Source organism: Mesorhizobium sp. M0768, from assembly GCF_040320195.1.
GTDB lineage: Bacteria > Pseudomonadota > Alphaproteobacteria > Rhizobiales > Rhizobiaceae > Mesorhizobium.
The window spans coordinates 58,592-77,533 of record NZ_JAMYPD010000021.1; the positions used below are offsets into that span (position 1 = coordinate 58,592).

Below are 18,942 nucleotides of genomic sequence, written 5' to 3' on the forward strand. Positions count from 1 at the left end.
GGCAGCCACGGTAGAAATGGCTGCCCTTTTTCATATCCTGTGACAAGATGACCGTCCGGCGAAGGACGGCGCCGGCAGAAGAGGGGCTAGATGGATCCGATCTCCAAATTCCTGGTCAGTTACAAGATTCCCATCGGGGCATGGGGGAAGGCGTTTTTCGGCTTTCTCACCGACAATTTCGACACCATCTTCAGGGCCTTTTCCAACAGCCTCAACTTCCTGCTCGACGGCATCGTCGACGGGCTGCTGTTGCTGCCGCCGGTTCTGCTGATCGCGCTGATCGCTCTGCTCGCCTATTTCCTGCAGCGCTCGAAAGGCCTGGCTTTGGCGGTATTCATCGGATTGCTGTTCATCCTCAACCAGAACCTGTGGAAGCAGACGGTGGAGACGCTGGTGCTGGTGGTCGCCGCCGCCGCCGTGTCGATGGCCATCGGCGTGCCGCTCGGCATCTGGGCCGCGCACAAGCCGAAGGTGTATCGCGTCATGCTGCCGGTGCTCGACCTGATGCAGACATTGCCGACCTTCGTCTACCTGATCCCGGTGCTGACCCTGTTCGGCCTCGGCAACGCGCCCGGCCTGATCGTCACCATCATCTTCGTCATCCCGACCTCGGTTCGGCTCACCCATCTGGGCGTCACCTCGGTGCCGAAATCGATCGTCGAGGCGGGCGAGGCATTCGGCGCCACCAAGCGCCAGCTGCTGTGGAAGGTCGAGCTGCCTTCAGCGCTGCCGACCATCATGGCTGGGCTGACCCAGTCGATCATGCTGTCGCTGTCGATGGTGGTGTTCGCCGCCCTGATCGGCGCCGGCGGCCTCGGTACGGAAATCAACCGGGCGCTCGGTTCGCGCAGGATTGACCTCGGGCTTGAGGCAGGGCTCGCCATCGTCGTGCTCGCCATCGTGCTCGACCGGATGACGCGCATCGGCGTGGGAGGCAAGAAATGACCGTCGCCGTCGATTTCAGGAATGTCGACATCGTCTTCGGCGCCGACCAGGCAGGCTCGCTGGCGCTGATCGACAGTGGTGCCACCCGAGCCGAGATCCTCGAAAAAACCGGCAACGTACTGGGCTGCGCCGGCGCCAGCCTCACCGTGAACGAGGGCGAGATCTCGGTGCTGATGGGGCTTTCCGGCTCCGGCAAATCGACGCTGCTCAGAGCCGTCAACCGGCTGAACGTCGTCTCGCGCGGCCAGGTGCTGGTCAAGGATGGCGACGGCACGGTCGACGTCGTCACCTGCGACGAGGCGACGCTTCGGCGGCTGCGGCAGAAACAGGTGGCGATGGTGTTCCAGCAGTTCGGCCTGCTGCCGTGGCGCACGGTGGAGGAGAATGTCGGCCTTGGCCTCGAGCTCGCCGGCGTACCCGAAGCCGAGCGCAAGGAGCGGGTGAACAGGCAACTGAAGCTGGTTCATCTCGACCAATGGTCGAAGAAATATGCGCATGAGCTGTCCGGCGGCATGCAGCAGCGCGTCGGCCTGGCGCGCGCCTTTGCCACCGAGGCGCCGATCCTGCTCATGGACGAGCCGTTCTCGGCGCTCGATCCGCTGATCCGGACCAAGCTGCAGGACGAGTTGCTGCAGCTCCAGGCCGAGCTGAAGAAGACCATCATCTTCGTCAGCCACGACCTCGAGGAGGCGCTGAAGATCGGCACCCATATCACCATCATGGAAGGCGGGCGCATCGTGCAAACAGGCGCGCCGGAAGACATCGTGCTGCGGCCCGCCAACGACTATGTCCGCGACTTCATCGCCAATGTGAACCCGCTCTCGGTGCTGACCGCGTGGAACGTCATGCGCGACCGACGCGACCTCGAACATGGCGAGAACGGCTGGGTGTGGCTCGACCGGCGCAGGACGACGCGTTTCAAGATCGACGAGCATGGGCTGGTGGCGGCGGCCGAGCGCGACGGCAAGCCGGCGGTCTGGGTGTCCTGCGCCGATGTCGAAGCCCAGCCGGAGGAGACGGCTCAGGTATTCTGGGCCAATCCCGGCACCTCGCTGAAGACCGTGATGCTGGCCATGCATCGCTCGCAGACCGCACCCGTCGCGCTATTCGACGAGCAGTCGCGCTTCGTCGGCGCCATCGGCGTCAGGGATGTGTTGAGCGCGGTGCTGCGAAGATAGTTTTTCTCCTTGGGGAGAGAACCAAGACCAAACGCCGAGTTCTGTCGCGCCCCCCTCTGTCCTGTCGGACATCTCTCCCACTTGGGGGGAGATCGGCGGCTTCGCGGACGGCTCTCACATTCCAACGTTTGTAATTGGCGAAATCGGCGATGACGGCCAATCTCCCCACCTGTGGAGGAGGTGTCCAGCAGAACAGAGGGGGCGCGAAGGAACGCCGGCTTAGCCCGATACGCAAGCTAAACCGCCAGCGGCAGGCGCAGCTCCGTCATCAGGCCGCCATCGGGATGGTTGGACAGGCTGACTTCGCCGCCGGCGCTACGGGCGATGTTGCGGGCGATGGTCAAGCCGAGGCCGAGGCCGCCGGTCTGACGGCTGCGCGACTGTTCCAGGCGCACGAACGAGCCGAACACGGCGTCGAGCTCGGCTTGCGGGATGCCCGGACCCTCGTCATGGATCGCCAGCGTGATTGTCTTGCCTGATTGACGCAGGCTGAGATGCGCCCTCTTGCCATAGGTCACCGCGTTCTGGACGAGGTTGGTGACACAGCGCCGTAGCGCGACCGGCTGCGCGACGCAGATCAGGCCGCGCGAGCGCGCGTCCTCATTGTCGAAGGAGACCTCGTCGAAGCCGTCGGCAATCGATTCTACCAGCGACCAGAAATCGATCCTCTCGCTCTTCTCCTCGGTCACCTCGAAAGTGGCGAAGTCGATGACCGAGCTGGCAATGCCTTCGATGTCGGCGAGGTCGTGCGCCAGTGCGGCGCGCACGGACGAATTCCTCAGCAGTTCGAGGCGCAGCCGCATCCTGGTCAACGGCGTGCGCAGGTCGTGCGCCAGTGCGGCGGCAAGATGCTCGCGGTCCTCGACGTAGGCGCGCAGTCTTGCCTGCATGGCATTGACCGCCTTTGCCGCGGTACGCACCTCGCGGCTGCCGCTCTCGGCGATCGGCGGGCTCTTCAGGTCCTCGCCGATCCGCTTCACCGCGGTCTCCATCATCCGGTAGGGCGCCGTCAGCCGGCGCAGCGACCAGATCGAGGAAGCCACCACCAGCCCGGCGATCAAGGCATAGAGTGGCAGGCTATCGAAGCTCAATATCGGCCCGGCCGGCGTGTTCGGCTCGGTGAAGTTCAGCCATTGGCCGTCGGCAAAGCGAAGCGAAGCGGTCAGCTTGTCGCTCTGGGCGAAATCGGCCGCCAGCACCAGCAGGTCGCGCTCGACCTGGCCAATATCGGGACCGGCGACCGTCCCGCCGGGAGCGTCGGCTTCGTGCGTTGCCGGGTCGCGGCGGACCCGCGCGTCGGTGATGCCGAACTTCGATAGCCGGCCGACCAATATGTCCTCCAATTCGGCCAGCTCGTCGTCGCCGGCTATCGAGGAAGTAACGGCGGGCGTGTTGGAAACGGTGAGCGCATAAGTGGCGTTGAACAGGCCGGACGCCGTCGCCTTGCGCTGTTCGGGGGTGGCGTCATGCATCAGCTGTACCAGCGAGAAGGCGCGGTCGTTCAGCCGGTAGAGATCGACGACGTCATTGGCGGCGGCACGGTCGCGCGAAACGATGTAGAGGGTCGCGATCTGGCTGATCAGCAGGCCGGCTATGACGATGAGCAGCACCCAGACCGGCAGTGTTTGCGGCAGAATACGTCTCATTCGGCGGTCGTCTCAGGCAGGAACTGGTAGCCGCCGCTGCGCACAGTCAAGATCAGCTTCGGCGTTTTCGGGTCGTCCTCCATCTTGCGCCGCAGCCGGCTGACCAGAATGTCGACGCTGCGGTCGAAACTGTAGCCGCTGTCGCCGCCGGACAGCTCGATCAGCTGCTCGCGGCTCAGTACGCGTTGCGCGCTCTTGACGAACGTCTGCAGTAGATTGAATTCGGCCATCGTCAGCTCGATCCTGACGTCGCCGGGCGCCATCAGCCGGCGGCGCGAACAGTCCATCGTCCAGCCGGCGAAATGGTAGATCTGCCGCGAGGCCGCGCGTCGCGGTTCGGCGGCGCCATTGCGTCTCAAGACGGCACGAATGCGTGCGAGCAGCTCGCGCGGATCGAAGGGTTTCGGCACGTAGTCGTCGGCACCCATCTCCAGCCCAACCACGCGGTCGGTAGTTTCGGTAACCGCGGTCAGCATGATGATCGGCGTCGAATAATTGGCGCGCAACTCGCGGCAGAGCTCCAGCCCGCTCTTGCCGGGCAGCATGACGTCCAGGACGATCAGGTCGACCTGGGCGCGGCGTAGGATGGTCTCCATCTCGGTGCCGTCGGCGGCGACCGATGTATGCAGCCCTCGCTTCTGGAAAAATTCCTGAAGCAGGTCGCGAATGCCCTTGTCGTCGTCGACGATCAGTATGTGGGGGTCGGATTTCACAGGGAACCTGTCATTTGTGGATCGCCCAAGCGCTGCTTCGGCTGTCAGCCAGACGATAGAATTCAGGCCATAAGTTGGCCAGTGGAGATCGGCGGCCCGATCCGGGCTGCCCAGAAACAATCCAGAAACAAAATTCTACAATCCGGAAAAACTGCCGAAAAAAATCAAAGGCATAAGTGGTGCCGTGGCGGTCAGGTCATCGGCTGCGACACGCGTTACGGGATTACGGACAGACCAATGCAAAGGTTCTCGATCAGTCTGATGGGTGCGTTGCTTTCCATTTCGCTCGTCACGGTCGCGGTCGAACATGCCGATGCAAAACTGGCCGATGCGAAGGTGGCCAATGCAAAGGCGGCCGATGCAAAGGTGGCGACCACCCGCAGCGAGCGTTGCATCGATCTGAACCGCCAGTTTGACGAAGCCCTCGAAACCCATGCCGCGGCAACGCAGGTCACCGCGGCGAAAGCACTTCAAAGAAAGGGAAACCGGTTCTGCGCCAACAAGAAACAGGCACAGGGAATCCGGATGCTCGCGAACGCTTTGAAGCTGCTTGGAGTGACACCGATCGATCCCGTTCAGTGACACTCAATCCGATCTGCACAAAAAGGAAGTGAAGCCATGAAAAAGTCCCTCCTCTCCGCCCTCGGTCTCGCCATCGCGCTGGCCGTCTCGATGCCGGTTCTCGGCGCCAGCAGCGCCAATGCCGCGACCACCACCCCGGCTGCGACGACAACGACGACCGCTGCGCCGGCCAAGGCCGTGAAGAAGGTCGCTGCCAAGAAGACCGTCAAGAAGCACAAGAAGCACGCGGTCAAGGCAGCTCCGAAGGCCTGATCAAGCGACATCTTTCTACCCTATGAGAAGACCGCTCCAGTTGCGATTTGCCTGGAGCGGTCGTCTTTTTTGTTGCGTGCATACAATAGGGCCAGTCCCGGCCCACACCGCCCAGGTGAACGCCAGCCGGCAGTTCCCACATAGGCACGGATTTGTGAACTGCGCTCGCCGGCAAGCCGATCGCGCGCGGTTGAATGGACGACCGCTTTTGCCCATGTCAAAATGACCGCAAAGCTGTCGTACGCAATTGCCGGTCCAATGCCTGAAATCACGACAAAACCCCGTACCAGCACGAAGCCGAAGGTCGAACGGCCGAAGCTCTACAAGGTCATCCTGGTCAACGACGATTTCACGCCGCGCGAGTTCGTCGTGACGGTGCTGAAGTCCGAGTTCAAGCTCAGCGAAGACCAGGCGCATAGGATAATGATCACCGCGCACCGGCGCGGCGTCTGCGTTGTCGCCGTCTTCACCAGGGATGTCGCCGAGACCAAGGCGGCGCGGGCAACCGATGCCGGCAAGGCCAAGGGCTACCCGCTGATGTTCACGACGGAGCCGGAGGAGTAGGGCGGTTCGCTTTCTTCCTTCTCCCCTTGTGGGAGAAGGTGGCCGCGCGAAGCGCGGTCGGATGAGGGGTGTTCCAGCTTGGCAACGACGGCACTCCGTCCAACACCCCTCAACCGTCTTGGCGCTGCGCGCCAATCAACCTTCTCCCACAAGGGGAGAAGGATAAACCGCGTTACCGCCCTTCGCGGTACCACATCGAGCCCATCGCCAGAAGCAGCAGGCCGAGGCCGAGGAAGCCGCCGAACAGCGGCACGCGCGAGACGGCCTTGAGTACGCTGTCGTCGGTGGTGCGCAGGCCGATCCAATCATCGCCGGAGGCAGCGCCCGAGGAACGGACCGGGACTACGGATGGCAGCGTGACGGTGCTGGTGAGAGTGCCAAGTGCTGAGGCCGGCGCCAGCCGGCGAACGCTGCCGCCGGTTGCCTCAGCCGGTGGTTTCAGCCGGTTCTCGGTGGAGACGACGTCGGTGAATTCCGGGGCGTTGACCGGCCCGACATGGGCCAATGCCGTCAGGTCGCCATTGCCGACCTGATAGAGACCGATTTCGTTGGTCTCGACGCTGCCGAGGAAGACGCCTGGTTCGGATTTCTCGAGCCTGACGATCAGTGCCTTGCCGGACGGCGTGATGACTTGCGCCGGGCCGGGGTCGTCGCTCATCGTCTGGCGGCGGATTTCAAGCACCATGCCGCGGCCGTCGGCGGTCAGCCGCTCTTCCTCGAGTTCGGGCTCCTTCATCAGCCAGTGGGCGATGCGCCGGTAGAGCTGGACATGGGGGCCGCCGCCCTCGAAGCCGCGCGCCCACAGCCAGCCTTGGTCGGACAGAAGCATGCCGACGCGGCCTTCGCCCTTGCGATCGAGCAGCAGCAGCGGCCGGTTGTCGGCGCCCTTCATCACCACCTCGCCCTCGGGGTTCTCGACGCCGATGGTGCGGAACCAGCGGCTCCAGTGCGGCGGCTCGGTCGCGGAGCCGTCGAGCCCGCGCGTTACCGGATGACGCTGGCCGGTATCGGTGAGGCGCGGATAGAAGGCCTTGTCGATGACCTCGCCGGTCGGCATTGCCGGCAGCGCCGACATCAGCGGCGTGCGGGCGATCGAGCTTTCGCCGGCATATTCGGGGCCTGCCGCGATCAGCAGCGCGCCGCCCTTTTCGACATATTCGGAGATATAGTCGTAATAGAGGATCGGCAGTACGTCGCGGTGCTGATAGCGGTCGAAGATGATCAGGTCGAAATCCTTGATCTTCTCGACGAACAACTCGCGCGTCGGGAAGGCGATCAGCGACAATTCGTTTATCGGCGTGCCGTCCTGCTTTTCCGGCGGGCGCAGGATAGTGAAGTGCACGAGGTCCACCGAAGCGTCGGATTTCAGCAAATTGCGCCAGGTGCGCTCGCCCGCATGCGGTTCGCCGGAAACGAGCAATACGCGCAGATTTTCGCGAATGCCGTCGATCAGCGCGATGGCGCGGTTGTTGGTGTCGGTGAGTTCGCCCGGCTCGTGGTTGATGGCGAGTTCGACAATGTTGCGCCCGGCGCTGGGAATGGTCACCTGCAGCGGCATCGCCTGGCCGATGTTGGCGTGCTCGACCGATACCTGCTCGCCATTGACCGATACGCGGACATCGACCGGGCCGGTTTCGTTGTTGGTGGCGATGACGCGATAGGTCATGTCGAGCGGCTTGCCGACGAGGCCGAAGCGCGGCGCATTCTCGAAGCGAATGCGACGGTCCTTTTCATGCTCGTTGCCGGTAATCAGCGCGTGCAGCGGGGCATTGAAATCGGGTGCGCCGGACGGCGCGTCATGCACCTCGCCATCGGTGATCATGATGGCGCCGCCGATGCGCGATGGCGGCACGTCGCGGAAAGCATTTTCGAGCGAGGAAAACAACCGCGTCTCGGTGCGCTCGTCAGCGGCTTCGGACTTGCCGGCTTCGACGACACGGACGTCGAACTGCTTGAAGCGGCCGAGACGCTGCTGAAGCCCGGCCAACGCCGCGTCAGTCTGCTTGGTGCGGTCGCCGATATCCTGGCTCTGGCTGCGATCGACGACGACGGCGACGATGCTTTTCAGCGGCTCGCGCTCTTCGTCGAGGAACACCGGATTGAGCAGCGCCGCAGCCAGCGCAATCAGGGCTGCCAGGCGGAAGACCGCGCCGCGCTGGCGAAACCAAAGGCCGGCGAGGGACAGCAGCAGCAGCGGCACCAGAACCACGGCGAGCAGCGGCCAGGTGATGAGCGGTTCGAAGGCGAGCGACCAGTTCATGGTCTATTGCCCCAGCCGTTCGAGCAGCACCGGGACGTGCACCTGATCGGATTTGTAGTTGCCGGTCAGCATGTACATCATAATGTTGACGCCGGCACGCAGCGCATAGATGCGCTGCATCGGATCCGAAGGCACCGTCGGCAATAGCGGGTCGCCATTCTCGTCGACGGCCCAAGCGCCGGCGAAATCATTGGCGGTGATCATGATCGGAGAAACGCCGTCGCCGGTGCGCACCGGGCGGTTCTCGGTGTTGCTGGCTTCGAGCGATGCCTCGACCCAAAGCGGGCTGCCGGCAAAACGGCCAGGAAACTCCGGAAGGATATAGAAGGATTTGGTCAGCACGTGGTCCGACGGCACCGGCTCCAGCGGTGGCACGTTGAGGTTGCCGAGGATGTCGCGCAGCCGCTCCGTCGCCGGGCTGGTCGAATCCGCACCAATGCCATTGGCGAACTGGTCGCGGGTGTCGAACAAGACCGTTCCGCCCTGCTGCATGTAGGCGTCGATGCGGGCGATGGCGGCCTCGCTGGGCATCGGGGCCGAGGGATCGATCGGCCAGTAGATCAGCGGATAGAAGGAAAGTTCGTCCTTCGAGATGTCGACGCCGGCCGGTGCTCCGGGTTCGAGCGCGGTTTTTTCGATAAGAAAGCGGGTCAGGCCTTCGAGCCCGGCGCGGCTGATCGAATCGACACCCGGCTCGCCGGTCAGCACATAGGCGATCCGGGTCTTTGAAATGTCCCCGATCGCCTCCGTATCTCCCGGTTTGGCGTCGTCGGCGCGCGCGACGTCCGCGTGGCCAATCAAAGCGCCGAGCGCAATCAGCAGGACGGCTGCCGTGGCCGCAGCGCCGGCACGGCGCGGCCGGCGCGACAACAGGCCGCCCATCCAGAATACGGCAAGCGTGTCGAGCACCATCAGCACCAGAGCGGCCGTGACAAGCGGACCTTTGAGGTTGTGCTGCTCGTCGAAGGCATACTGGATGGTGGTGACCGGTACCGTGATTTCAGGCCGGGTCAGCGGCGTGAATGCGCTGTCGCCACCGAGCAGATTGTGAGCGAACACTCCCGTCTCCGAGCCGTAGAGGCCGGGCGGGTTTTCCAGCGTCACCGGCAGCGGGCCGGCGCCGGGCACCAGCGGCCTGGCATCCGGCGTCGGCGGCACCAGCGTGCCGTCGGCAGCGATCATGCGATAGGGTGCCAGCGACGTGGCGGCTGCCTCGGCATTGGCGACCGCCGAGCCCTGGTTGCGCGACAATTGCACGATGCGCCGCAGCATCTCGACGAAGCTGCCGGAGATCGGCAGGTTGGACCACGTCGCCTCGGGGGTGACGTGGAACAGTACGAGGGTGCCCTTGTCCTTCTTCATCCCGGTCACCAGCGGCGTACCGTCGGCAAGCGTGGCCCAGGTGCGCTCGACAATGTCGGGCGTCGGCTCGGCCAGCACCTGCCTGGTAACGGTGACCTCGGTCGGCGGCGCGAGGTCGGCGAAGGGACCGGTTTTCGGGAATTCGGTGACCGGCTGCGGCGCCGTCCATGACAGCGCGCCGCCAAGCGATCGCTCGCCGGTGCGCAGCCGGACCGGCAGCAGATCGTCGTCATTGCCGGCAGCGGCCAGCCGCGAACCGGCAAAACGCACCAGCGTGCCGCCCTTGTCGACCCAGTCGACCAGCCTCTGCCGCGCCTGTTCCGGAATGGTGCCGACATCAGCCATGACGATCATCGCCGGTTTCTGGTCGAGCAGTTGCGGGATGGCGTCGGCGAGATCGACGCTCGACGGCTCGACGAGATCGGCGAAGGGCTGCAGGGCGCGGCGAATGTAGTAGAGCGGCGACAGCAGCGGTTGCGCCTGATCAGCCTCGGACTGCGACAGCAGCCCGACGCGGCGGCGTTTTGAGCTCTCATCGAGCACGCGGACGGCACCGGCCTGGCGCTCGCCATCGAGCGCGATGTAGGCGAAGTCGTTGCGCAGTTCGAACGGCACCGCCATCGTGCCGGTTGCGGTGGTTCCGCCCGGGGCAAAGGTCAGCGTCGCGTCGGCAATGCGGCGCCCCTTGTCGTCGAACGCGCCGGCCGTCACCTGTGCAGGTGCCGGATCGCCCGGTGCGCGGATGGCGGTCAGGGCGAAGCCGTCGACCTGGTTGTCGGCGCCGGTCAGGCCGGTCAGCGACAGCCGGTCGGAGACGGCCCAGACGACACGTGCCGCGTTCTTTGACAACAACGTGTTGAAGGCGGCTTCGTCGCCTTGCGCCGCCAAGCCATCGGCGAGCACTGCGACGCTTGCGCCCGGCAGCGACTCCAGGGCTGAGGCGACGCGGGCGTAGACGGCGGGGCGGTCGGTCGGGATCGGCCGCGGCTTTGCCGCGCGCAGCCGGTCGAGCGCGGCAGCGGCATCGAAGGGACCGATCTCGGCATTCGGCTTCTCGGCGGTGAAAGCGATGAGCACCGGCACGCCGTTCGAATTGGCATCGGCGATCAGCCGCTCGGCGGTGGCGACCCGCTTGCCCCAGTCGGCGGCACTTGCCCAGTCATTGTCGATCACCAGCGCCAGGGCGGCGCCTTCGGCCGGCAGCTTTTCGCGCGGGTTGAAGACGGGTTCGGCAAGTGCTGCCACGACAAGCGCGGCCATCAGCAGCCTGAGCAGCGTCAGCCACCAAGGGCTCTGCTGCGGCGTTTCTTCGCGCCTCAGCACGCGGGCGAGAATCCTGAGCGGCGGAAACACCTCGGCTTGCGGCCTGGGCGGGGTCAGCCGCAGAAGCCACCAGATCACCGGCAGCGCCAGCTGGCCCCACAGCACCATCGGCGCCCCGAAGGAGAGCGGCAGCCAACTCATGCGCGGGCCCTCCCGGCAAAGCTGCCTTCGGCGGTCATCGCCATGTGGATGCGCACCAGCGCCTCGGAGGCAAGGCGATCGGTATGATTGACGGTAAAGCTCCAGCCAAGCCGTTTGCACCAGGCGGCCAGTTCCTGGCGGCGGGCGGCATAAAGCAGGCGATATTCCTCGCCCAGCATTTCGGCGCGGCCGGCGGTCAGCTTGTCGCCGGTCTCAGGATCGGTGAATTCGGTGCGCCCGGCATAGGGGAAGCTTTCCTCGGCCGGATCGGCGACCTCGACCAGATGGGCGCGCACGCCGTGGCGGGCGGGAACGTCCAGCCACGCAATAGTGTCCTCGACGGGGTCGAGGAAATCGCTGACGAGGACGATGTCGCAGAACCGGCGAATGCCGGATAGATCGGGCTTTGCCGGCAGGTCGCCGGCGTGCATCAGTTGCGCCGCGATGCGCTCGGCGCCATTGCGGGCGGTGAACGGGTCGGTCAGGCCCGGCCAGGCAATGCGCTCGCCGCTGCGCGACAAAAGCTCGGCCATGGCCAACGTCAGCACCAGGGCGCGCGATTCCTTGGAAACGCTGGCCCCGGTCGATTTGTAGAGCATGGAAGGCGAGGGATCGGCCCACAGCCACACCGTGTGGGCAGCCTCCCATTCACGGTCGCGGACATAGGTGTGGTCGTCGCGAGCGGAACGGCGCCAGTCAATGCGCGAGGAATCGCCTTCGACATAGGGCCGGAACTGCCAGAAATTCTCGCCGATACCGCGCTTGCGGCGGCCATGCCAGCCGGCAATTACCGTGTTGACGATGCGGCGCGCCTCGACCAGCAGGTCCGGCACCAACGAAGCCCGCAACCGGCCTCTGGCGAGCGCATCGCGCGTCGCTGCCGGTGCCTGCGCTTCACCGATGCGCGCCATCAAATCCCTTTCGCGAGCTTCGCCACAACATCGCGAACCGTGGTGCCCTCGGCGCGGGCGGCGAAGGTAAGCGCCATGCGGTGCTGCAGCACCGGCTCGGCCAGCGCGCGGACGTCGTCGACCGACGGCGCCAGCCGGCCGTCATAGAGGGCGCGGGCGCGGGTGCACAGCGTCAGCGCCTGGCTGGCGCGCGGGCCTGGGCCCCAGGCGACGTGCTTGTCGGTATCGGCGTTGCCCTGGCCGGGGCGCGCTGAGCGCACCAGCTTGAGGATCGCCTCGACGACGCTTTCCGGCACCGGCATACGGCGGATGAGCGTCTGGATGTCCTTCAGCCGCGCCGGCTGCAGCACGTTTTCAGCCTTGGCATCCTCGATACCGGTGGTTTCCAGCAGGATGCGGCGCTCCGCCTCGATCTCGGGGTAGAGGATATCGACCTGCATCAGGAAGCGGTCGAGCTGCGCTTCCGGCAGCGGATAGGTGCCTTCCTGCTCCAGCGGGTTCTGCGTCGCCAGAACGTGGAACGGTGACGGCAGATCATGGCGCACGCCGGCAATGGTGACGTGGTATTCCTGCATCGACTGCAGCAGCGCCGACTGGGTGCGTGGCGAGGCGCGGTTGATCTCGTCGGCCATCAGCAGTTGCGCAAAGATCGGCCCGGAAATGAAGCGGAAGGAGCGCTTGCCGAATTCATCCTGCTCCATCACTTCGGAGCCGAGAATGTCGGATGGCATCAGGTCGGGCGTGAACTGGATGCGGCGCGAATCGAGGCCGAGCACGATGCCCAGCGTTTCGACCAGCTTGGTCTTGGCGAGGCCGGGCACGCCGACCAGCAGTGCATGGCCGCCGGCCAGCAATGCGACGAGCGTGCGCTCGACGACGCTTTCCTGGCCGAAAATGACCCGGCCGACGCCGTCACGGACCCTCGAAATGTCGGCCAGCGCTTTCTCGGCCTGCGCCACCATGTCCTTTTCGCTGATTGGGCTTTCCTTGATCATAACGCTCATGCAGCATCGATCCTTCTGTTGGAAACACCGCTTGGCACCTTGGTGCCGCAGAGAATGCCGCGATTCGGCTTCGCATGCGCCTGCAATGAACTTAAATCACAGACTTAGGCTGACAAGCGGAACAACAGTGACTATTTCGTGACCATGACGGAAGCCGCCGACCATCGTGAAGAGAGCCTGACGGCCGCGACCGAGGCGCGGGGGCTGGAAGCGCTGGTCTCGCGCGCGACGCGCGCCGGTAAGGGGCCGGCGCCGGTGGAACGCTGGAATCCGGCATTTTGCGGCGATCTCGACATGGAAATCAAGCAGGACGGCACCTGGTTCTATCTGGGAACGCCGATCGGCCGGATGCCGCTGGTGCAGCTTTTTTCCTCAGTGCTGCGCAAGGACGTGGACGGCAGGACTTACCTGGTGACGCCGGTGGAAAAGGTCGGCATCCGCGTCGCCGACGCGCCCTTCATTGCCGTCGAGATGGACGTGTCGGGCGCCGGCGACGGACAAATCATCACCTTTCGCACCAATGTCGGCGACGTGGTCGAGGCTGGGGCGGGACACCCGCTGCGCTTCGTCGATGAGGACGAGACAGGTGGCCTGAAGCCTTATGTGCTGGTGCGCGGGCGGCTGGAGGCGCTGGTGGCACGGCCGGTGATGTACGAGCTGGTCGAGCACGGCGAAGAGATCGACATCGGTGGCAAGAGGATGTTTGCCGTCCGTTCCAAAGGCGAGGTCTATCCAATCATGCCGGCTGAGAAACTGAAACGGCTGAGCGCATGATGGACCGCCTATGATGGATCAGGTGATGCCGTTGCCGTTTTCCGTTGCCGGGTTTCGCCAGCGCGTCGCGGCGCAGCCGCTGGCGCATGCCGGCGACGATTTTGGCGACCACCGCTTCAATCCGGGCCATCCCAGGCTGAAGCTGGCCAAGGCGCTGCGCGATGCCGCCGTGCTGATCCCGGTGGTCGATCATGGCCATGAAGCCACGGTCCTTTTGACCAGGCGGGCCGAAAAGCTGCGCAACCATTCGGGGCAGGTGGCTTTCCCCGGTGGTACCATCGATCAAACCGATGCGAGCCCGGAAGCGGCGGCGTTGCGCGAGACATTCGAGGAGATCGGTCTCGATAGGGATTACATCGAGATCGTCGGCCGTCTGCCGGACTACGTTTCCGGCAGCGGCTATCGCATCGCCCCGGTGCTCGGGATTGTGCGGCCCGGTTTCAGCCTGACGCTGAATTCCGACGAAGTCCATGCCGTCTTCGAGGTGCCGCTGGGCTTTCTGATGGACCCCGCCAACCACACCAGAGACAGTCGCATGTGGAACGACCTCGAATGGTTCTATTACGAGATGCCCTATGGCGGCCAGCGCATCTGGGGCGTCACCGCGGGCATCATCCGTACGCTTTATGAAAGGCTCTATTCGTGAGCGATCCAGTGTCGATCGCGGGCAAGGCCGGGTGGCTCGGCGAACGCCACCTGCAGCGCCTGCTCGCGGCGCTGACTGATGGCGGCGAGGAGGCGCGTGTCGCCGGCGGTGCGGTGCGCAACACGCTCATCGGCCAGCCGGTCGCCGACATCGACATCGCCACCACCACGGTGCCCGAGGAAACCATCCGGCGCGCCGAGGCGGCAGGCTTCAAGACGGTACCGACCGGCATCGAGCATGGCACAGTCACCGCGGTCGGCCACGGCAAGGCCTATGAGGTCACCACGCTGCGTGCCGATATCGAAACCGACGGCCGGCGCGCCAAAGTGTCGTTCGGCCGCGACTGGAAAGCCGACGCTGAGCGGCGTGATTTCACCATCAATGCACTCTATGCCGAAGCCGATGGAACGGTCGTCGATCTGGTCGGCGGTATCGCCGATATCGAAGCGCGGAGGCTGCGATTCATCGGCGATCCGGAAGCCCGTATCCGCGAGGATTATCTGCGCATCCTGCGTTTCTTCCGTTTCTTCGCATGGTATGGCGACGGCAGGCCGGATGCCGAAGGGTTGAAGGCTTGTGCCCGGCTGAAGCAGGGGCTCGACCAGCTCTCGGTCGAGCGCGTCTGGTGGGAATTGAAGAAATTGCTGTCAGCGCCAGATCCGTCGCGGGCGCTGCTGTGGATGCGCCAGGCCGGCGTTCTGACCGCCGTTTTGCCGGAAAGCGAGAAATGGGGCATCGATGCCATCCACGGGCTGACCAAGACCGAGAAGGATCTGGCCTGGGCGCCGGACCCGCTGCTCAGGCTGGAAGCCATCGTGCCGCCGGATGCCGCGCGCATGAAAACGCTTGCCGAGAGATTGAGGCTTTCCGTGAGCGAAGCAAGCCGGCTGCGGAATTGGGCGATCACAGCTGCCGTCGATCCGAAAACGACCGAAGGAGAGTTGGCGAAAAGGCTTTATTTTGGCGACCGCCAAGGCTTTGTCGATCGGTTGCGCCTGTTGCTCGCTTCCGCTCGAGCCCGCGCGGTCGAGGACAATGACGCACTGCTCGAAGCCGGCGGCTTCTCGCGCCTGCTTGCCTTCGCTGCAAAATGGCAAAACCCTGTTTTTCCGGTCAAGGGCGCCGATCTGACGACGCTTGGCGCATCACCGGGGCCGAAGCTTGGTGCAACGTTGAAGAATCTCGAAAAGGAATGGGTCGAGTCCGGTTTTGCGCTTGATCGCGGCGCGCTGCTCAAGCGCGCCGCGGAGGCACTCGAATCCTGACTGTCACGCTGCGTCGCGGACCTTTTCGATGCGCGAGCGGATCGCCTCGATCATCGTCTCGCGGATCACCGTCTCGCCGTGCGTCTCGCGCAGATGCTCGACGGCACGGCGCATGACCTCAGCCTCCTCCTCGGCGCGTGTGTGCCACTCGCAGCCGGGTACGAGCGACCCGCAATGGAATTCCTTCATCGGCTTCTCCTCATCTCCTCCTTGGAGCGCCGCGCAGCGCACTGACACGGAAGCTCCAGACCTTTGATTGCGCGATCCGGAAACCGCGTACCGTATCCGGGCTACACGCTGGCCAGCTAAGCATAACACGATCGAACGGTTTTGGTTGCCTTAGAGTGCCGTGCGTCCAAGCCGACACGCGGCCCTCTGGTGATCGGGTTGCGAAAAGGCGGAGCATCGCTGCTCCGCCCTCTTACGCCACCCAGGAGTAAGACCTCGTCTTGCTCCAGCGGGCAGGACATCACTTCACGATCTTGACTGCCTCGGCAATTTTATCCTTGCCGCTCATATCCCACGTGACGCGGACCTTTTCGCCGACCTTCAGGCCAGGATCCTTGAAGGTCTGGGGCAACGTAAAGGTGGCTCCGTTATCCAGAACTAGGCTCATCGCCGTTCCATCAAAGCTTTTGATCGTGCCGGTGGTGTGCTTGACCGCAGCGAATGCGGCAGTACCAGAGGCGAGAACGGCAGCGGCGGCTGCGGTCATAATAAGCTTGCGCATGGCATGCTCTCCTGGAAAATGCGGGCACCGCTTGGGAAAGGTGCCCCATTCAATCATGGGCCGTCCGGTCACGTCGGGTCGCGGCTCTCGGGAGTAAAGAACCGCCGGCGTTTCCCGGCCCGACGCGACAAATAACCCAATCTTTACAATGGTATATTAGACGAAAAAGATATTTTCTGGCGCGCCTTGCGCCACATTCGCCGTCAAATTCTGGGGATTTGGACCCGATTGCGGCTCACGTTGTGCTCACCGAGATTTTACGGCCATTTCGCTTCTGGCGGCAGGCTGGACAGGATCGAGGCGACATTGCCGCCGGTCTTCAGCCCGAAGATGGTGCCGCGATCGTGAAGCAAGTTGAATTCGACATAACGGCCGCGGCGGATGAGCTGCTCGTCACGGTCGCCATCGGTCCAGTTGTCATTGAAGTTGGCGCGCACCAGATGTCCGTAGACGACGAGAAAAGATCGCCCGACGTCCTGGACGAAGTTGAAATCGGCGTCCCAGCCGCCTTTGTCCTCATCCGAATGCAGCCAGTCGAAGAAGATACCGCCGGTACCGCGTGGCTCGTCGCGGTGCGGCAGGTAGAAGTACTCGTCGCACCAGGCTTTGAATTTCACGTAGTCGGCGATCGCCGCGTTCTTCTCGCAGGCAAATTGCATCGCTCTGTGGAAGGCGATCGTGTCGGGGTCGTCCTGGCTGCGGCGGCGGTCGAGCACCGGTGTCAGGTCGGCGCCGCCGCCGAACCACTGGCGCGAGGTGACGACCATGCGCGTGTTCATATGCACGGCCGGCACGTTGGGGTTCCACGGATGGGCGATCAGCGAAATGCCGCTTGCCCAGAAGGAGGGGTCCTCTTCGGCGCCCGGCATCTGCTTCCTGAATTCGGGCGAGAACTCGCCGTGGACGGTCGAGGTGTGGACGCCGACCTTCTCGAAGACGCGGCCGTGCATCATCGACATGATACCGCCGCCGCCCTTGCCGGCATCGCGTTGCCACGGCGTCTTTTCGAAGCGGCCGGGCGACCAGCTAGCCTGCGGCCCCTGCAGGTCCTGCTCGATCTGCTCGAAGCTGGCACAGATGCGCTCGCACAACGTCTCGAACCACAGCCGTGCCTTCGTCTTCTTCTGTTCGATGTCGGCTGGCAGCCCCGCCGGTATCTCGGGTCGTTGCAAATCCTGTCTCCGGTTGCGGGCGCGCCCGACAAATGACTCGTCTTTTCCGGCCGCGATCCCTAATCTCTTGGGTGCAAGGGTCAAGTGTGAATGGAGTTCTTTCGTGCGCACCCCGGCAAGACCGCCGCTGGATGGCCTGAAGAAGAGGCTCGACCGTTCGCGCGCCGAGAACGCGCGCATGCCGCGCGACGGCTTCCTGCGCGAGACGTTCGTGCTGCCGCGCTCCGATGCTCGTCTCAAGGCGAAGGAATGGTTCGAGCGCTTTCCCAAGCAGGCCTATTGGACCGAGATCGAAAGCTGGTTCGAGCGGCCGGGCGACGTCATCGAATTCACCATCAGGCGGCTGCCGGCGGCCGATTAACGCTCCGGTCTCGAGGCTGAACGTATCAGGGCTAGTTCATCTGCCCTGAACGATCTTGATAAACACGCTTCTGTCGCCCGTTCCAAGATGCGCTCTTTTCATCTCGGCATACGTCAGGCGCCCATTCGCGAAGGCCCGCACGGTTCTTCCGCACCAGACACGTGGCGCCGCGGCTGCGCTGACATTCATGATCTTGCCAGCTTCCTGCTTCGAACTGAGAGGCGATTGCTCCGAATGCCTGATGCATTCCGTAAGCACTTTCTTATACATGGCAGGACTGCCCTGAACCAAAGTCCTTGCCGTATTCCATTCACCTTCGCTCGGCATGCATCCAGCCAACACAATGGCGCCAAGCAACGCGGCGTAAGTCTTGTATGCAAATTTCAATTCTGCCCCCCAAGGTTAGTTGCAGGGGCGTATCAAGCACGGGCACATGAACTTCACAAGACTGTATAGTGACTAACGGACAGGATAAGTTCGCTGAACCCGTCCAGACCGTCATGGCTTCAACGCACGACCAGCCTGCGGGCGCCCGCGCCGTCCCTTGCCAGCCTGTCGTTCTTATTCCGCAGCGGACATTTGTCGATCGACATGCAGCCGCAGCCGATGCAGTCGCTCAGCCCGTCGCGCAGCTTCTTGAGCTGACTAATTTTCTGGTCGAGGTCATCGCGCCAAGCCGTCGAAAGCAGGTTCCAATCCTCGCGCGTCGGCGTCCGGCCTTCAGGCAATGATCGAAGGGCTGTGCCGATCTCGGCCAGCGAAATGCCGACCTCCTGAGCTACCTTGATGATCGCCACCCGTCGCAGCACGTCGCGGCCATAACGCCGCTGGTTGCCTGATGTGCGGTGGCTGCGGATCAGCCCGCGTGCTTCGTAGAAATGCAGCGCCGACACCGCCACGCCGCTGCGCATCGCCACCTGGCCGACTGTTAATTCCGTTGCCGCAGCCATCTCCGATTTTCCGCTTGACCTCAAGTTAAGTTGAGCTTGTAGCGAAGAAGCCTCGAAGATGCAAACGGCAGGAGAAGGCGATGGGCGTCTGGATGAGAATGACCGGAGAGGACGCAGTGTTGCGTGAGGACGACGCCTTGGTCGCTGCGGCCGGCGATCGCGT

20 protein-coding genes are annotated in these 18,942 nt (G+C 64.0%); 9 read left to right on the plus strand and 11 right to left on the minus strand.

The window, feature by feature from the left end:
* Nucleotides 1-90 precede the first annotated feature (90 nt).
* A complete protein-coding gene (choW, locus tag NKI08_RS23610; RefSeq protein WP_254819158.1) occupies nucleotides 91-945 on the plus strand; it encodes a choline ABC transporter permease subunit in 855 nt (284 codons plus the stop codon).
* Nucleotides 942-2,123 carry a choline ABC transporter ATP-binding protein gene (gene choV / locus NKI08_RS23615; RefSeq protein ID WP_352540993.1) on the plus strand — a complete coding sequence of 394 codons (1,182 nt, stop codon included), beginning with the start codon at nucleotides 942-944 and terminating at the stop codon, nucleotides 2,121-2,123. The genes choW and choV overlap by 4 nt, the downstream gene beginning before the upstream one ends.
* A 236-nt stretch (nucleotides 2,124-2,359) precedes the next feature.
* Here choV and NKI08_RS23620 read toward each other — a convergent pair whose 3' ends face one another.
* Entirely contained in the window at nucleotides 2,360-3,769 is a 1,410-nt protein-coding gene (locus NKI08_RS23620) for an ATP-binding protein (protein ID WP_352540994.1), read from the minus strand.
* On the minus strand, nucleotides 3,766-4,482 hold the full coding sequence (locus tag NKI08_RS23625; RefSeq protein ID WP_352469721.1) for a response regulator: 717 nt from the start codon (nucleotides 4,480-4,482) through the stop codon (nucleotides 3,766-3,768). Before NKI08_RS23625 ends, NKI08_RS23620 begins: the two co-directional genes overlap by 4 nt.
* Nucleotides 4,483-4,719: 237 nt before the next feature.
* On the opposite strand from NKI08_RS23625, the gene NKI08_RS23630 reads away from it, so the two are divergent.
* The 3 genes from NKI08_RS23630 to clpS all read left to right on the plus strand — a co-directional run bounded on the left by NKI08_RS23630 (nucleotide 4,720) and on the right by clpS (nucleotide 5,880).
* Complete coding sequence (locus NKI08_RS23630) at nucleotides 4,720-5,064, plus strand: hypothetical protein (RefSeq protein WP_352469825.1); 345 nt, start codon at nucleotides 4,720-4,722, stop codon at nucleotides 5,062-5,064.
* A gap of 36 nt (nucleotides 5,065-5,100) precedes the next feature.
* The gene (locus NKI08_RS23635) at nucleotides 5,101-5,316 is read left to right on the plus strand and encodes a hypothetical protein (protein ID WP_352450529.1); all 216 of its coding nucleotides are present in this window, start codon (nucleotides 5,101-5,103) and stop codon (nucleotides 5,314-5,316) included.
* Nucleotides 5,317-5,574: 258 nt separating this feature from the next.
* Nucleotides 5,575-5,880, plus strand: a complete 306-nt coding sequence (clpS, locus tag NKI08_RS23640) for an ATP-dependent Clp protease adapter ClpS (protein WP_352540995.1) — start codon at nucleotides 5,575-5,577, stop codon at nucleotides 5,878-5,880.
* A gap of 172 nt (nucleotides 5,881-6,052) precedes the next feature.
* Here the strand turns inward: clpS and NKI08_RS23645 are convergent, their stop codons facing one another.
* The 4 genes from NKI08_RS23645 to NKI08_RS23660 are packed head-to-tail and all read right to left on the minus strand — an operon-like array spanning nucleotide 6,053 to nucleotide 12,881.
* On the minus strand, nucleotides 6,053-8,140 hold the full coding sequence (locus tag NKI08_RS23645; protein ID WP_352770908.1) for a hypothetical protein: 2,088 nt from the start codon (nucleotides 8,138-8,140) through the stop codon (nucleotides 6,053-6,055).
* 3 nt (nucleotides 8,141-8,143) lie between these two features.
* Nucleotides 8,144-10,966 (minus strand): DUF4159 domain-containing protein, encoded by a 2,823-nt coding sequence (locus NKI08_RS23650; RefSeq protein ID WP_352772550.1) that lies wholly within the window; start codon nucleotides 10,964-10,966, stop codon nucleotides 8,144-8,146.
* Nucleotides 10,963-11,877: a DUF58 domain-containing protein gene (locus tag NKI08_RS23655; protein WP_352540998.1), complete on the minus strand. Its 915-nt coding sequence runs from the start codon at nucleotides 11,875-11,877 to the stop codon at nucleotides 10,963-10,965. The genes NKI08_RS23650 and NKI08_RS23655 overlap by 4 nt, the downstream gene beginning before the upstream one ends.
* Nucleotides 11,877-12,881, minus strand: a complete 1,005-nt coding sequence (locus tag NKI08_RS23660) for an AAA family ATPase (RefSeq protein WP_352450525.1) — start codon at nucleotides 12,879-12,881, stop codon at nucleotides 11,877-11,879. The genes NKI08_RS23655 and NKI08_RS23660 overlap by 1 nt, the downstream gene beginning before the upstream one ends.
* A 144-nt stretch (nucleotides 12,882-13,025) precedes the next feature.
* Here NKI08_RS23660 and NKI08_RS23665 point away from each other — a divergent pair, with 144 nt between their 5' ends.
* The 3 genes from NKI08_RS23665 to NKI08_RS23675 are packed head-to-tail and all read left to right on the plus strand — an operon-like array spanning nucleotide 13,026 to nucleotide 15,566.
* Nucleotides 13,026-13,655, plus strand: coding sequence for a DUF1285 domain-containing protein (locus NKI08_RS23665; protein ID WP_352683969.1), 630 nt, complete (start codon nucleotides 13,026-13,028; stop codon nucleotides 13,653-13,655).
* A 13-nt stretch (nucleotides 13,656-13,668) separates the two neighbouring features.
* Nucleotides 13,669-14,301 (plus strand): CoA pyrophosphatase, encoded by a 633-nt coding sequence (locus NKI08_RS23670; protein WP_352541101.1) that lies wholly within the window; start codon nucleotides 13,669-13,671, stop codon nucleotides 14,299-14,301.
* Nucleotides 14,298-15,566, plus strand: a complete 1,269-nt coding sequence (locus NKI08_RS23675; protein WP_352772553.1) for a CCA tRNA nucleotidyltransferase — start codon at nucleotides 14,298-14,300, stop codon at nucleotides 15,564-15,566. Before NKI08_RS23670 ends, NKI08_RS23675 begins: the two co-directional genes overlap by 4 nt.
* A 3-nt stretch (nucleotides 15,567-15,569) precedes the next feature.
* Here NKI08_RS23675 and NKI08_RS23680 read toward each other — a convergent pair whose 3' ends face one another.
* The 3 genes from NKI08_RS23680 to hemF all read right to left on the minus strand — a co-directional run bounded on the left by NKI08_RS23680 (nucleotide 15,570) and on the right by hemF (nucleotide 17,468).
* Entirely contained in the window at nucleotides 15,570-15,755 is a 186-nt protein-coding gene (locus tag NKI08_RS23680; protein WP_023679490.1) for a DUF1059 domain-containing protein, read from the minus strand.
* Between the two features lie 280 nt (nucleotides 15,756-16,035).
* Nucleotides 16,036-16,296, minus strand: a complete 261-nt coding sequence (locus NKI08_RS23685) for a DUF1344 domain-containing protein (protein ID WP_023679489.1) — start codon at nucleotides 16,294-16,296, stop codon at nucleotides 16,036-16,038.
* Nucleotides 16,297-16,553: 257 nt separating this feature from the next.
* The gene (hemF, locus tag NKI08_RS23690) at nucleotides 16,554-17,468 is read right to left on the minus strand and encodes an oxygen-dependent coproporphyrinogen oxidase (protein ID WP_352469726.1); all 915 of its coding nucleotides are present in this window, start codon (nucleotides 17,466-17,468) and stop codon (nucleotides 16,554-16,556) included.
* A 103-nt stretch (nucleotides 17,469-17,571) separates the two neighbouring features.
* On the opposite strand from hemF, the gene NKI08_RS23695 reads away from it, so the two are divergent.
* Nucleotides 17,572-17,829 carry a hypothetical protein gene (locus NKI08_RS23695; RefSeq protein WP_023679487.1) on the plus strand — a complete coding sequence of 86 codons (258 nt, stop codon included), beginning with the start codon at nucleotides 17,572-17,574 and terminating at the stop codon, nucleotides 17,827-17,829.
* Between the two features lie 36 nt (nucleotides 17,830-17,865).
* Here NKI08_RS23695 and NKI08_RS23700 read toward each other — a convergent pair whose 3' ends face one another.
* Entirely contained in the window at nucleotides 17,866-18,216 is a 351-nt protein-coding gene (locus NKI08_RS23700; protein ID WP_156937440.1) for a hypothetical protein, read from the minus strand.
* A 119-nt stretch (nucleotides 18,217-18,335) separates the two neighbouring features.
* Complete coding sequence (gene soxR / locus NKI08_RS23705) at nucleotides 18,336-18,779, minus strand: redox-sensitive transcriptional activator SoxR (RefSeq protein ID WP_023679485.1); 444 nt, start codon at nucleotides 18,777-18,779, stop codon at nucleotides 18,336-18,338.
* Nucleotides 18,780-18,942 lie beyond the last annotated feature (163 nt).

Bases quoted from the DNA above. Each gene is read 5' to 3' on its own strand.
- choW (WP_254819158.1), top strand. From the start codon at position 91: ATGGATCCGATCTCCAAATTCCTGGTCAGTTACAAGATTCCCATCGGG.
- choV (WP_352540993.1), top strand. From the start codon at position 942: ATGACCGTCGCCGTCGATTTCAGGAATGTCGACATCGTCTTCGGCGCC.
- NKI08_RS23620 (WP_352540994.1), bottom strand. From the start codon at position 3,769: ATGAGACGTATTCTGCCGCAAACACTGCCGGTCTGGGTGCTGCTCATC.
- NKI08_RS23630 (WP_352469825.1), top strand. From the start codon at position 4,720: ATGCAAAGGTTCTCGATCAGTCTGATGGGTGCGTTGCTTTCCATTTCG.
- NKI08_RS23635 (WP_352450529.1), top strand. From the start codon at position 5,101: ATGAAAAAGTCCCTCCTCTCCGCCCTCGGTCTCGCCATCGCGCTGGCC.
- clpS (WP_352540995.1), top strand. From the start codon at position 5,575: ATGCCTGAAATCACGACAAAACCCCGTACCAGCACGAAGCCGAAGGTC.
- NKI08_RS23645 (WP_352770908.1), bottom strand. From the start codon at position 8,140: ATGAACTGGTCGCTCGCCTTCGAACCGCTCATCACCTGGCCGCTGCTC.
- NKI08_RS23650 (WP_352772550.1), bottom strand. From the start codon at position 10,966: ATGAGTTGGCTGCCGCTCTCCTTCGGGGCGCCGATGGTGCTGTGGGGC.
- NKI08_RS23655 (WP_352540998.1), bottom strand. From the start codon at position 11,877: ATGGCGCGCATCGGTGAAGCGCAGGCACCGGCAGCGACGCGCGATGCG.
- NKI08_RS23660 (WP_352450525.1), bottom strand. From the start codon at position 12,881: ATGAGCGTTATGATCAAGGAAAGCCCAATCAGCGAAAAGGACATGGTG.
- NKI08_RS23665 (WP_352683969.1), top strand. From the start codon at position 13,026: ATGACGGAAGCCGCCGACCATCGTGAAGAGAGCCTGACGGCCGCGACC.
- NKI08_RS23670 (WP_352541101.1), top strand. From the start codon at position 13,669: ATGGATCAGGTGATGCCGTTGCCGTTTTCCGTTGCCGGGTTTCGCCAG.
- NKI08_RS23680 (WP_023679490.1), bottom strand. From the start codon at position 15,755: ATGAAGGAATTCCATTGCGGGTCGCTCGTACCCGGCTGCGAGTGGCAC.
- NKI08_RS23685 (WP_023679489.1), bottom strand. From the start codon at position 16,296: ATGCGCAAGCTTATTATGACCGCAGCCGCCGCTGCCGTTCTCGCCTCT.
- soxR (WP_023679485.1), bottom strand. From the start codon at position 18,779: ATGGCTGCGGCAACGGAATTAACAGTCGGCCAGGTGGCGATGCGCAGC.